This is a genomic window from Tautonia rosea, assembly GCF_012958305.1.
GTDB classification, from domain to species: domain Bacteria; phylum Planctomycetota; class Planctomycetia; order Isosphaerales; family Isosphaeraceae; genus Tautonia; species Tautonia rosea.
Map to the genome: position 1 here is coordinate 1 of NZ_JABBYO010000007.1, position 12,696 is coordinate 12,696.

Sequence of the window (12,696 nt, forward strand, 5' to 3'; positions counted from 1 at the left end):
CAAAGCGCTAGTGCCGCCTGGTACGATGCCTCGGCCTCCGCCATCCGGCCGGTGATCCTGGAGAGGTTGCCCAGGTTTTGGTGGTTGGCGGCCAAGCGGTTGCGGTAGTCGGGGACCTCGGGGTGCTCCTCGGACAATCGCTCAAGCAGCGTCAGCGCCGCCTGGTACGATGCCTCGGCCTCCGCCATCCGGCCGGTGTCGCTGTAGAGGTTGCCCAGGTTTTGGTGGTTGGTGGCCAGGCCGGTGCGGTAGTAGGGGACCTCGGGGTGCTCCTCGGACAATCGCTCCTGAAGCGTCAGCGCCGCCCGGTACGACGCCTCGGCCTCCCCTGCTCGGCCGGTGGTGCTGTAGAGGTAGCCCAGGTTTTGGTGGCTGATGGCCAGGTCGCGGCGGTAGTCGGGGACTTCGGGGTGCGCGGCGGCCAGTTGTTCCTGCATCTCCCGGGCCTTGGTGTAGAGTGATTCGGCTTCCGACAATTGGCCGGTCCGGAAGTAGGTGTAGCCCAGGTTGTGTTGGTTGCGTGCCAGTTCGCGGCGGTAGTCGGGGACTTCGGGGTGCGCGGCGGCCAGGTCACGGAACAGGGCAACGGCCCGCTCGCTTGATGTGATCGCGTCCGGCATCGAGCCCAGCGCATCGTCAATCATGGCCAGCAGTCGGAGGGCACGGCCCAGGTCGGCCCGTGCCTCAGGGTCCTCGGCGCGGCGGGCGGTGAACCGCTCGTAGAACTCGCGGGCCGATTGCAGCAGGTCGCGCCGGAGCGGCTCCATGTGCGGCTGGTTCAGCAGCGTGTCCTCGCTGACCTTCGTGTAGAAGTTGTCCACCGCCTCGCGGGCCAGCTCGTAGTTGGCCTCGGCCAGCTCGTAGTTCTCGGTGATCCGCCGATTGGCCCGGCCCAGGAGCGTCGCGCCGACGGCCAGGCCAACCACGGCCGCCAGCAGCAGACCGGCCGCCCCGGCCACCAGCGGCTTGTGCCTTCGCGCCCAGCGGCCGGCGCGGACCAGCGGCGGGTCGGGCCGGGCGGCGACCGGCTCGTCGGCCAGCCAGTGCTCAAGATCCTCCGCCAGCGCCTTGGCCGACCCGTAACGATCCTCGGGCCGCAACGCCATCGCCTTCAGGCAGATCGCCTCCAGGGAGCGGGGGATCGCCGGGTCGACCGAACGGGGCGGGGCGAAGTCCCCCCGGCGCACGGCGGCGAGCACCTCGGCGGTCGACTCCTGGGGAAACGCCGGGCGGCCGACGAGGATCGTGTAGAGGGTGGCCCCGAGGCTGTAGACGTCGCTCGGCGGGCCGAGCATGTCGAGCCGCCCCTCGGCCTGTTCCGGCGGCATGTACTGAGGTGTCCCCAGGGCGCTGCCGGGCAGCGTCTCCTGCAGGTCGCTGCCGCTGGGGGGGCGCAGCGAGGGCTCGTCGCGCGGCTCGGTCGGCTCCTCGGGGCGGCCGACGACCTTGGCCAGGCCCCAGTCGACGACCAGCGTCTCGCCGTACTTGCCGACCATGATGTTGGCCGGCTTGAGGTCACGGTGCAGCACCCCGCGGTCGTGGGCGTAAGCGATCGCGTTGCAGGCGTCGATGAATTGGGACAGCAGCCGACGGAGCCCCAGCGAGCGTTCGGAGGGGCCGGCCCGCTTCGCCTCGTCGGCATGGTAGGCGGCGATCGCGTCCCGGAGGCTGTCGCCGCGGATGAACCGCATGGCGTAGTAGGGGCGGCCGGTCTCCGGGTCGTTGCCGAGCGAGTAGACGGGGACGATGCCCGGGTGCTCCAGGCCGCCGGTGACCTCGGCCTCGAAGACGAAGCGGCGGCGGTCGGCGTCGCCGTCGGCACGAAGGCCGAGGATCTGCTTCAGGGCGACCTCGCGGTTCAGCTCGGTGTCGAGGGCGACGCTGACCTCGCCCAGTCCGCCCCGGGCATGCGGACGAACGACGCGGTAGCGGCGGCGCTCTTGCTCCGGTGAGGGGCCGGTGTAGCTGGCCGTGGCCTCGGGGTCGTCCGAGGTTGGGAGGGAGGCCGTCGCGGGCATGGGTGTGGCGGGCGGGGTCGGCACGTGGCCCAGGCTGGCCACGACCTCGGGGTCGGCCAGGGATCGCAGCCCATCGTGAACCTCAGGGTCAACCGCGACGGCGGCCAGGCTCCGCTGGGGGTTGTCACCGTGGCGCGCCAGGTGGCGGCGGAGCATCCGCTCCAGGGCGTCGTGGTCCTCGGGCGCGAGGTGGCCGCGGTCCTGAAGGATCTGCTCCAGGGGCGTCTGCTTGTCGAGGGCCCAGGCCTGCATAGCGTCGATCAGCTCATCCTTGGAGACGAAGTCCATCTGCAGGGCGAGCAGGCCGTAGAGGAGGTTCCGGTCGGCAAGGGCTGAAGGCATCCGCGGCTCCTGAAGCGTGGTGGAGGCACCATCGGGCGACGGGATGGACACGAACGACTGTAAAGAATATGTCACACCGATTCAATTGAGACGGCATGATGGCTGCTCCAGGCCCTGCTCCTGATGACGCAGCAGGTTCTCTCCCATGATGTGCGGGCCTTCGAGTTCGCTTTCCGCCCCCATTGACGCGGTCTCCGACTCGTATTCAGCCCCCGATGCGGGCCTGAGATCGTCGCAATCCCGTGGACCTCCAGGCCGTCGATGCGACAGCTGGACTCATCAGCGTCGGTTGGAAGACGCAGGGACAACGCGTCCCGACCCCGATGACGCACCATTGAAGGGTCGCTGAGCCGGCGACAGGCCCCGGAAGACTCGTGCACCGACGAGTTCCGACTTGACTTCTTCACAATCGGTTTGTGTGGCAGAACTCATGTTGAACGTTGCCGAGACCGCGTGCTCGCCGCGAACACGTCGGAGTCCGATTGAGTGACTGAACCTCGCCCAAATCCCGATCCTATTGGATGAGCCGGTTTGTCCTCCGTCCTCGTTCCTATCTCCCTCGGCATCCAATGGACAAGTCAGACCGCGCCATGCTCCTCGATCCTTCCATCACCTGAGACGATAGGCCGTCAACCTGCCGCGAACCGATCTCAACTGCTTGTGACGTTTCACCCTCGAAATTCCCGAAACGAATCGGCGTATGATGACGCAAGTTCAGCCCCCACAACCCCAAACGCACCATTGGTCTGGGCGCACCCGAGCGCACCGGACCGCGCATCGCCTGCGCACCGGCCCGGTCAACCGACCTGCTGCAATCGTTGAGAGCAGGGCCTTTCCCGAGGCGGTTTCGGGGCACTCCATGATCTCTCAAAATCCCGAAACGAAGATGTGCGAACGGTCGCAACTCCAGATCCCACAACCACAAACGCACGATCATGCCCGGCGTGCCCTGGCGCACCGTGCCGCGCACCTCCAGCGCACCTCGGGCGTTCTTGTGCAGCGGCGGGTCGGTTTCGCTCGGCGTCCCGACCTGCGTCGAGGGACCTCATCCCTCCCGATCCCGATTTCCCGAAACGAATTGGCCCAGGATGACGTAACCTTCCTGAAGATAAGCACAAATCGCTTCCTCCGCCCGGCGAGCCCAGGCGCACCGGGCCATCTGCCGGAGGCGCACCGGCCCAACCCCGACGCCCGCGATCGCACCCTTCGGGCCCGCCCGCCCGACCCCTGGCACAACGATCCCGGCGTCGCCGATCCCCGGGCTCCGTACCGATCCCCCCGATTCCTGGTTGTCCCCCACGGCTCAGCCGATATGATGAGATGACTGACCAGAGACGCAAACACGCACCCCTTTCCATGCTCCAAACGCCCATGATCGCTTGGATGGCTCTGGCCCTGATTGCCGTTCACCCCGCCGTCGCCTCCGACGATGCAAGTGAGGCGCGCACGGAGACCTTCACCGGCTCGGTCCTTCGCCTGACCGAGGCCATCGAGCCGCTCGGCGTGACCTCACCGCAGGGGCCAATCGCCGATCAGGTCGTGCTCCGAAACGCCGAGGGCACCATTTGGCCCTTGCTTTACAATGTCGGCAGCCGGGCCTTTTTTGAGGATGACCGGCTCCGCGACCGGCCGGCCGAGTTGGTGGCCCGCCGCATCGAGGGCCTTCCGTACCTTCAGGTCCTCTCGGCGAAGATCGCCGACGAGCAGGGCGTGTTGCGAACGCCCGAGTATTACTGTGACATCTGCACCATCAGCGTCCGCTTCGATCAACCCTGCCCCTGCTGTCAGGCACCGATGGAGCTTCGGTTCAAGCCTGAGGACTGAGCGACCGACCGCTCGGCCAGGTGCGACCCCGACCTGCGGCGACCGTCGCCGCCTCCGGATTCCAAGCGAGGATCACCGACTCCGTTTCTTTCCTTCCTGAGTCTCTCCCCACCGTTGGCGAGAACCGCCAAGGATCATCCGATGCTGAGCGGTGGAAGTCTGTTCCTGATCGCGGCGGCCAGTGTGGCGGTCTTCACCACCCTGGCCTCGTTCCTGTTCCTGGTCCTGATGACCCGCCGGAGCCGTCGTCGGCACCTGCCCGACCACACCCCTCCGGTGTCCATCTACAAGCCGCTGAAGGGGCTTGATGAAGGGCTCGAAGACAACCTTCGCAGCTTCTTCCAGCTCGACTACCCGACCTATCAGCTCCTCTTCTGCGTGGCCGATCCCGAGGACCCGGCCATCGACGTCGTCCGACGCCTCCTGGCCGAGTTCCCCCATCACGATGCCGAGCTGATCGTCGGCTGCTCCGTCTTCGGGCTCAACCCGAAGGTCGAGAGCCTCGCCATGATGGACCGCGTTCGCCGCCACGACCTGATCCTCATCAGCGATTCGAACGTCCGCGTCCGGCCCGAATACCTCCGCGAAACCGCCTGCTACCTGGCCGAGCCCGGCGTCGGACTGGTCACGAACCTGTTCACTGGCGTCGGCGAGCGATCCTTCGGCGCCGCCCTGGAGAACCTGCAGCTCAACGGCTTCGTCGCCGGCAACGTCGCCTGGGGCAACGGCATGGGCCTGACCTGCGTCGTCGGCAAGTCGATGCTCATCCCCGCCCATGTTCTTGAGGCGATTGGCGGCTTCGCCGGCGTCCGGAACCTCCTCGCCGAGGACCAGGCCATCGGCATGCGCGTCCGACGTGCCGGCTACACGATCCGCCTGAGCCACCACGTCATCGAGAACGTCAACCGCTCCCGGAGCCTCCGCTGGTTCCTCAACCGCCACTCCCGATGGTTCAAGATCCGCCGCCAGATGGCCGGCCCCCTGTTCGTGATCGAGCCCCTGGGCAACCTCTCGACCGTCGCCCTGGCCTGGGCCTTCTCCGACGTCTCTGGCATCGCCTGGGGCGGCCTGCTCGCGCTGATCAGCCTCGGGATGGTCCGAGACGCGGTGCAGTCAAAACTCCTCCGCGGCCACACCCCGAGCCTCAAGACCCTGGCCCTGAGCCCGATCAAGGACCTGTTCCTGATGCCGATCTGGTTCGATGCCCTGATCAACCCTCGGGTCATCTGGCGAGGCAACCGCCTGATCGTCGGCCGCTACACCCGGCTCCGCCTGGCCCGCGTTCCCCGACACGTCCACGTCCGCGTTCGCAACATCCGCCGGCTCCGCGCCCGCGGCTGACCCGACCCGGACACCTACCCGCTCGCCCGGCCCCCGGGCGTCTCTCGGTTCCCCTTTGCTCGTCCCACCAAAGGAGATGCACCCGACCATGAGTGGCCCGATCGTCCGCAAGTACGGCTTCCCGAACTTCGACAAGATCTTCGGCGCCAAGCCCATCCTCCACGGGGTCGACGACGATCCCAAACCCGAAGCCCCCCAGGAGCAGCCCTCGACCGACGCCACCCCCCGGACGGAAACGCCCAACGACCCCACAACCGAGTCGCGACCGTCCTCCTCCTGAGCCGATTCCTCCATCGCCCGCGCGATCCGGTCAATCGGCTCAACCCGGCCGTGCCTGCCTGCCGAAGAGAAACGAGGCTGCGGGTCCGTCGATTACCCGACGTCCGGACCCGCCCCCCGTTCCCTTTCCCACCGGCTCCGGGACGGAAGGCTCGATTGGCAGGAGGCGTTGATGACCCGGGAGAGCGGCTCGGAATTGACCTGGGATCAGGCCCGCCACGCCCTGCTGGCGATGTCGAAGCCTGACAACCGGACGAACCTCGCCTGCATTGCCCGCGAGTACGCCCTGATTGCCTTCGCCCTGTCTACGGGAGCCGTCGCCTGTTCCGCCTGGTCCGAGAGTCGGTTGCCCACGCTTGCCTTCGTTCCGATCTGTACGGCGATCGCGTTTCTCGTCGCCGTCGGCCAGCACCGCCTCTCGGGACTGGCGCACGAGGCCAGCCACTTCGTCCTCTTTCGCAATCGCCTGGCCAACGAGCTGGTTTCCGACCTGCTCCTGCTCTTTCCCCTCGTCGCCATCACCCAGCGCTACCGGGCCGCCCACTGGGGCCACCATCTGTTCGTCAACGATCCCGACCGCGACACCGACCTGATTCGTCTGAACCACCCCGACCCGCACCGCTTTCCGATCCCCCCCCGAGCCTTCTGGAACCGCTACGTCCTGCGAGCCCTCTGGCCCCCCGCGATCCTGCGTTACCTAATCGGAAGGGCCAAGGCCGCGAACTTCGCCGCCCCGGAAGGATCAAGGGTTCCCTCGGCCGTCTACCGGGTGGCTGTGGCGAAACGACTTCGTGGATCCTACTGGTTGCTTGTCTTTTCAGGTGTTCATTGTTCTGGAAATTGGCCCACCTTCTTCCTGTTCTGGGTCCTTCCTCTCTTGACGTTCTATCCGATGTTGATGCAACTGCGCGAGATCGCTCACCACGCCAACGCTCCTGACTCGGGAGACCTGACCAACTCTCGCGTCTTCCGGGTGCATCCGATCTTGCGCTTCTGCGTGTTTCCTTACGGACAGGATTTTCATCTGACACATCATCTGTTCATGAGTGTCCCTCACTTCCGGATTGCGGACGCGGATGGCTTGCTCCGCCACTGGCCGCCGTATCGGGATCGGGTGGTGGTCTGCCAGGGGTATTTCCTCCGCCGCAGGGGGAGCGAGGGACCATCGCTGCTCGAGCTTCTCTCCCGGCCGGCACCCCAACCCAGCGGGCCGGTTCTGATCGGTCAGGAACACTTACTCGAACCCGTCGCGTTACCGATGACCTCGACGCCTCGGAGCGAAGCCGCCTGAATCCCGATGGCTGCCCCTGGAGAGACCTTCGCATGACCACGATTCGTGCCGCGGTGGTGCAGGCCGCGCCGGTGAGCTTCGACCGTGACCGATCGATCGACCGCCTTCGTACCCTGACCGTCGAGGCTGCGGCAAGCGGGGCTTCCCTCATCGTCTTTCCCGAGGCATTTGTGCCGGGCTACCCCCGCGGGCTCGACTTCGGCGCTCGGGTCGGCTGGCGGACTCCCGAGGGCCGCGAGTGGTTCCGCCGCTACTGGCAGGCCTCCGTGGAGGTTCCCAGTCCTGCCGCCACCGCCATTGGCGAGGCCGCACGTCTGGCTTCGGCCCATCTGGTCGTCGGGGTCGTCGAGCGCGACGGGGGAACGCTCTACTGCTCCGTCCTCGTCTTCGGACCCGATGGCCGCCTGCTGGGCAAGCACCGCAAGCTGATGCCGACCGGCTCCGAGCGGCTCGTCTGGGGCTTCGGCGACGGTTCGACCCTGCCGGTGATCGACACCCCGATCGGCCGCCTGGGAGCGGCGATCTGCTGGGAGAACTACATGCCCCTCTTGCGCATGCATCTCTATGCGCAAGGAGTTCAACTCTACATCGCTCCCACTGCCGATGGCCGGGATACCTGGCTCTCGACCATGCAGCATGTCGCCCTCGAAGGCCGATGCTTCGTCCTCTCCTGCAACCAGTTCGCCCGCCGGCTCGACTATCCGCACGACTATCCGATCGAGGGGTTCGACGATCCCGAGGCGGTCGTCTCCCGAGGCGGTTCTTGCATCATCGACCCGCTAGGCCAGGTCCTCGCCGGTCCAGACTTCGACGGCCCCTGCATCCTTGCGGCCGACCTCGACCTGACCCTCATCCCTCGTGCCAAGTACGACTTCGACGTAGTCGGGCACTACGCCCGTCCCGACGTTTTCCGCCTCCTTGTGGATACGAGGCCCAAGCCTCCCGTCACCTCGGCCGAGCTGGGAGCGTTCACCTTTTCCCCACCTCTTGACGACCCGGAGACGGACGACGCGACGTGACGACGGATCGAAGCCTGTCCACCCTGTTCTCTCTCGAAGCCCCTTCGTAGACTGGAGCCATCGGGCTTGCCTCCACGATCCCCAAGGACCGCCACCATGCCCGGCATCTTCCCTGGCGTTGATCCGTATATTGAAGCTCAGGGCCAGTGGCCCGATTTTCATGCGAGTTTCATTACTTATCTCCGCGATGCGCTATTCGACCGGCTTCCAAATCATTACGAGGCCGTCATCGAGGAACAATTTCGGCTCTACGAGTCCGACGACGAGCCGGCCCTGCTTGCCAAGCCCGATGTCGCCGTGCTTCGCACCGGGAAACCCCGCGGAGAGGAGGGCGGAGTCGCCGTGGCGGAGCTGGTCGAGCCGGTGACGGTGCCCATCGCATCGGTCGAGCGGGAGGATTATCGGCATACCTGGATTGAAATCAGGACGCTCCCCGAGCGGTCGTTGGTGGCAGTGGTCGAGCTGCTCTCACCGACCAACAAGTATGGCCAGGGGCGGAACGACTACTTGCGCAAGCGAACATCGTATCTTGCGCAACCGGTTCACCTGGTTGAGCTGGATTTCCTGCTCGCCGGGCACCGTATGCCGATGGCGGCCCCAATGCCGCCGGGCAATTTCTTTGCGGTGGTCGCGCGATCGGAGCGGAGGCCCGATGCCGAGGTCTACGCCTGGTCGATCCGGCGGGGCTTGCCACCGATTCCGATCCCGCTTCGGCCACCCGATCCCGATGTTCGGCTCGACCTGGCCTCGGTCTATGCGACCGCGTACGATCGCGGGCGATACGCCCGTCGCCTGGATTACTCGGCCGCACTCTCGCTTCCCCTGGCCGATCCCGACCAGCAGTGGGCCGCCGAACAGATCAAGACCGCCACCAGGTGATCACCTTCTCCCAGAACAACCTTGCCATGCGATGGATTCTTGTCCTCTCGTTTCTTGGATTCTTGATTTCCTCATCGGCGGACGCCCTCGATGAGCCGCCGTTCGCGGTCGAGGTCGTCGATGTCGAGACGGGCAGGGGGGTGCCGCTGGTCGAACTGAAAACGGTGCATCAGGTTCGGTTCTATACCGATAGCGCCGGAATTGCGGTGATCGACGCGCCGGAACTGGTCGGACTTGAAATATACTTTTTTGTCTCAAGCCACGGGTATGAATACCCGAGCGATGGATTCGGATACCGAGGGGTCCGTTTGCAGGTGAAGCCCGGAACGATCGCTCGGGTCAAGCTGCCGAGGGTAAACGTTGCCGAGCGGCTGTACCGGGTGACAGGAGGGGGGATCTATGGGGAAAGCGTTCGGATTGGCCGGAAGGCACCTCTTGATGAGCCGCTCGTCAACGGCCTCGTCTTCGGGCAGGATAGCGTGTTCTCGATTCCGTACCGGGGTCGGCTCTGGTGGTTCTGGGGCGATACGAACCGCCCAGGCTATCCGCTGGGAAATTTTCATATGTCGGGAGCAACGTCCGATCTGCCGTCACAGGGAGGACTTGATCCGGATGTTGGGGTGAATCTAAACTATTTCGTGGATGAGAACGGGTTCAGCCGCCCGATGGCCCGGATGCCGGGTGACGGGCCGACCTGGCTCTCTGGCTTCGCCGTGCTGCCGAACGAGGATGGTCGGGAACGGCTCTACGCCGGATATGCCAAGATCAAGCCTCCGCTGACGACCTATGAGCGGGGGATCTGCCGCTTCGACGACGATACGGAACAATTCGAGCGGGTCGCCGTCTTCCCCTCTCCCGAAACCCTGGCACCCAATGGCCACGCCGTCCCGATCGAGGACCGCAACGGTACCAAATTTCTCCACTTCGCAACCCCCTATCCGATTGTCCGGGTCAAAGCCACCCCGGAGGCGATGACCGATCCGTTGCGCTATGAAACGTTCACCTGTCTTGAGGGTGGCAACGCGCCTCAGGTCGAGCGTGATGCCGACGGTCGGCCCGTGTATCGCTGGCGAACCAACGCGGCTGTCCTGGGACCGAAAGAGCAAGCCGACCTCATCAAGGCGGGAACGCTGTCCCCAGGAGAGGGATTGCTGAACCTCCGTGACATCGAGACGGGCGATCCGGTATTCGCCCACGCGGGAACCGTCGCGCCGAACCTCCATCGGGGGCGTTGGGTGATGATCACCACCCAATTGTTCGGGCGGTCGGTGCTGGGAGAAGTCTGGTACGCCGAAGCGGATTCGCCGCTTGGTCCCTGGGCCTTCGCTCGCCGTATTGTCGCGCACGATCAGTACAGTTTTTATAACCCGATGCATCATCAGGCCTTCGACGCTGGCGGGGGGCGGACCATCTATTTCGAGGGCACGTATACAGAGATGTTCTCCGGTTCGAACGTGCAAACGCCTCGATACGACTATAATCAGATCATGTATCGACTCGATCTGGACGATCCCCGATTGAACCTACCCGTTGCGCTGTACCGGATTCGAGACGAACAGGATCGGGAACGACTTCGGCCGATCGGAGGACTCGGGGATCGGCCGAGCGAGGGATCGGTCGCCTTTTTTGCGCTTGATCGGCCGGGAGCGGAAACGATCCCGGTGTTCGAGGTCGAAGGTTCCGAGCGAGTGACCCTCCAGGTTGGCGGCCAGATCGAAGGGACGCCATGCTTTCACGCCTTGCCCGTCGATCTGATCGACCCGCCCCCCGAAACGACGCTGCTGTTCACGGTACGCGACGATCAGGGGCGTTTCGGCGTCCATGTCGGAGATGAGCCGCTGTCCGAGGGATGGGAACGCCTGGGTGAGCCCATCTGCCGGGTCTGGCTGCGTCCGGGGCCCGAGCGGCAACCCCTGTTCCCGTAAGGTGGGCACAACCGGAGTACCCCTCGGCGGTGTTCGTCTCGGTCCGCCGAGGGTTGCATTCATCCAAATTCTATCATTGTCAACAAATACTATTTCACTGCCGTTCGGAAGGCAGCGGGCAGCAGGTTACTGGCGGCGTCGATGACGATTCCTTCAACGCCCGGAGCAAATCGGGTCGGTTGGCCGTAGAAGATCATCGAGCCATCGACCTCGTAGCCGCCTTCGTCAAGGAGTCGGTCGGAGGCGATATAGCACGGAGCGTCATTACTGTAGGCGTTGATCCAAAGCCGCTCGGGGTCGGCCACCCGACGGAGGTGCAGCGCGTAGTCAACCACGACCTCCCCGGCGAGGAAAACCATTGCCAGGTCATCGCCGAAGGCCCAGACCTGCACCGGGTACCCTTCCAGAGCTTCGGGGAGCGATTCACCCTGGTCGAGGCGGGCGAGCATGGTCCGGGCGTGCAGCCCTTCCTGATTGGTCTGCCCAGCACGGGCCTGCCAGTCCTCACGCGAGGGCAGGGGGGCGAAGGGAAGATTCACACGACTCAATTGAGCATGTGAGACACCGCCGAGAGGAGTCATCGGCGCGTTCAGAACCGCGGCAACGCCTCGGGCGATGGCCTCGCCGTGGGCTCGGGCCTGCGAGCGTTCGCCTCGGGGTTCGGGGTTGGCGTCGGCTCCACACCCGATGGCGATCAGCGCAATCGCGCCGGGGAGGTCGCGCTCGATGGCTTCCTGAGCGTCGCCGGCCCAGTCGCCGCAAATCTGGTTGAACTCGCCGGTCAGGGTGGTGCAGTGGCACGCGTACGAGGTAAGCAAGGCGCGGGTCGAACCGTCGGGATCGGTCACCCGGAGGACAGGCAAGGAGTGGTCGGTCGGGCCGTCGGGATTGACCCCGAAGCCGACCCACGTGCCCTCGCGGAGCACGCGGCGGTTGGCCGCGAAGTCGGCCGATCCAACTCCCCAGTCCAGTCGTCCCGGACGGCGATCGGCCAGGGCGTCGAGGGCGACGGCGGTGAGGTGGTCGGTCAGGGCCTCGGTGTAGCGGTCGATGTGGTCCTGTTCGGTTCGGTTCGGGAACTCGGGGAAGAGAAAGGGGGCGACATTGGTCAGGGCTGGAGCGGTGTGCGTGTGAGACGCGGAAATGGCCAGGCGATCGCGGGCGAGGCCCGAACGATCGGCCAGGCGTCGCGCGACCTCGGTGGTCATGGCGTCGGGGATGCCAAGGTTATCGACCGTGATCAGCACGGCCGGGCCGTCGCCGTCGTCGCCGCCGATGGCCAGGGCCTTGGCCCAGAGGCGCTGATCGACCCCTTCGGATTCGGTCGATCGGTTGCCGTAGCCGGTCAGCCGGACGGGGCCTTCCGGAGTAATGTCAACCCGAGCCACGCCGACCGGGATCTCGGGGGCGTCCTCGGGGATTGCGCTGGTGAGCGTCAGCGTCAGTGGCAGCGTTGCGAGCAGCGGGGAGAGGATCATGGGCGGGTTCCTCGATTCCGGGATGAGAGTTCGTGCAATCCTCAGGGCTGCACGATACCCGGAACGAGGTCGGAGGGGCTATCCACTGGCTCGGAAAGCGGCGGGTCAGGTTCGATCCCGACCGTCCCCATTTGATCCTCGCGTTACGCCCAATCGCTCGGGTTCGGTTTGGCGATCGCTGGGGAGACAATGCGTCGTCTTCTGGCTGTCTGTTGAAGCGAGCGAATCAATGAATCTCTCTTATTGATTCTTGATTTCTCAAATAATGAAGTGATTCTTTTCTTGAAAATCAATTTAATG

Annotated in this window: 9 protein-coding genes; 7 read left to right on the forward strand and 2 right to left on the reverse strand. The window is 65.3% G+C overall.

The window, feature by feature from the left end; translation table 11 throughout:
* On the reverse strand, window positions 1-2,360 hold a 2,360-nt coding region (locus tag HG800_RS13520), incomplete at its 3' end, for a serine/threonine-protein kinase (protein ID WP_169977173.1).
* A gap of 1,320 nt (window positions 2,361-3,680) precedes the next feature.
* Here HG800_RS13520 and HG800_RS13525 point away from each other — a divergent pair.
* From HG800_RS13525 to HG800_RS13555, 7 genes are all read left to right on the forward strand, one after another.
* On the forward strand, window positions 3,681-4,184 hold the full coding sequence (locus tag HG800_RS13525; protein WP_169977174.1) for a hypothetical protein: 504 nt from the start codon (window positions 3,681-3,683) through the stop codon (window positions 4,182-4,184).
* Window positions 4,185-4,325: 141 nt separating this feature from the next.
* Window positions 4,326-5,525: a glycosyltransferase gene (locus tag HG800_RS13530; protein WP_169977175.1), complete on the forward strand. Its 1,200-nt coding sequence runs from the start codon at window positions 4,326-4,328 to the stop codon at window positions 5,523-5,525.
* 88 nt (window positions 5,526-5,613) lie between these two features.
* Window positions 5,614-5,805, forward strand: a complete 192-nt coding sequence (locus HG800_RS13535) for a hypothetical protein (RefSeq protein ID WP_169977172.1) — start codon at window positions 5,614-5,616, stop codon at window positions 5,803-5,805.
* A 171-nt stretch (window positions 5,806-5,976) separates the two neighbouring features.
* A complete protein-coding gene (locus HG800_RS13540; protein ID WP_169977176.1) occupies window positions 5,977-7,095 on the forward strand; it encodes a fatty acid desaturase family protein in 1,119 nt (372 codons plus the stop codon).
* A gap of 32 nt (window positions 7,096-7,127) precedes the next feature.
* The gene (locus tag HG800_RS13545; RefSeq protein ID WP_169977177.1) at window positions 7,128-8,114 is read left to right on the forward strand and encodes a carbon-nitrogen hydrolase family protein; all 987 of its coding nucleotides are present in this window, start codon (window positions 7,128-7,130) and stop codon (window positions 8,112-8,114) included.
* Window positions 8,115-8,210: 96 nt separating this feature from the next.
* Window positions 8,211-8,993 carry a DUF4058 family protein gene (locus HG800_RS13550; protein ID WP_169977178.1) on the forward strand — a complete coding sequence of 261 codons (783 nt, stop codon included), beginning with the start codon at window positions 8,211-8,213 and terminating at the stop codon, window positions 8,991-8,993.
* The gene (locus tag HG800_RS13555; RefSeq protein ID WP_182830371.1) at window positions 8,957-10,918 is read left to right on the forward strand and encodes a hypothetical protein; all 1,962 of its coding nucleotides are present in this window, start codon (window positions 8,957-8,959) and stop codon (window positions 10,916-10,918) included. The genes HG800_RS13550 and HG800_RS13555 overlap by 37 nt, the downstream gene beginning before the upstream one ends.
* 89 nt (window positions 10,919-11,007) lie before the next feature.
* Here HG800_RS13555 and HG800_RS13560 read toward each other — a convergent pair whose 3' ends face one another.
* Complete coding sequence (locus HG800_RS13560) at window positions 11,008-12,396, reverse strand: neutral/alkaline non-lysosomal ceramidase N-terminal domain-containing protein (RefSeq protein WP_169977179.1); 1,389 nt, start codon at window positions 12,394-12,396, stop codon at window positions 11,008-11,010.
* Window positions 12,397-12,696: the final 300 nt, after the last annotated feature.

What these genes read in the sequence shown, in the direction of transcription:
- HG800_RS13530 (WP_169977175.1), top strand. Translation starts at nt 4,326, where the DNA reads ATGCTGAGCGGTGGAAGTCTGTTCCTGATCGCGGCGGCCAGTGTGGCG.
- HG800_RS13535 (WP_169977172.1), top strand. Translation starts at nt 5,614, where the DNA reads ATGAGTGGCCCGATCGTCCGCAAGTACGGCTTCCCGAACTTCGACAAG.
- HG800_RS13540 (WP_169977176.1), top strand. Translation starts at nt 5,977, where the DNA reads ATGACCCGGGAGAGCGGCTCGGAATTGACCTGGGATCAGGCCCGCCAC.
- HG800_RS13525 (WP_169977174.1), top strand. Translation starts at nt 3,681, where the DNA reads ATGACTGACCAGAGACGCAAACACGCACCCCTTTCCATGCTCCAAACG.
- HG800_RS13550 (WP_169977178.1), top strand. Translation starts at nt 8,211, where the DNA reads ATGCCCGGCATCTTCCCTGGCGTTGATCCGTATATTGAAGCTCAGGGC.
- HG800_RS13560 (WP_169977179.1), bottom strand. Translation starts at nt 12,396, where the DNA reads ATGATCCTCTCCCCGCTGCTCGCAACGCTGCCACTGACGCTGACGCTC.
- HG800_RS13545 (WP_169977177.1), top strand. Translation starts at nt 7,128, where the DNA reads ATGACCACGATTCGTGCCGCGGTGGTGCAGGCCGCGCCGGTGAGCTTC.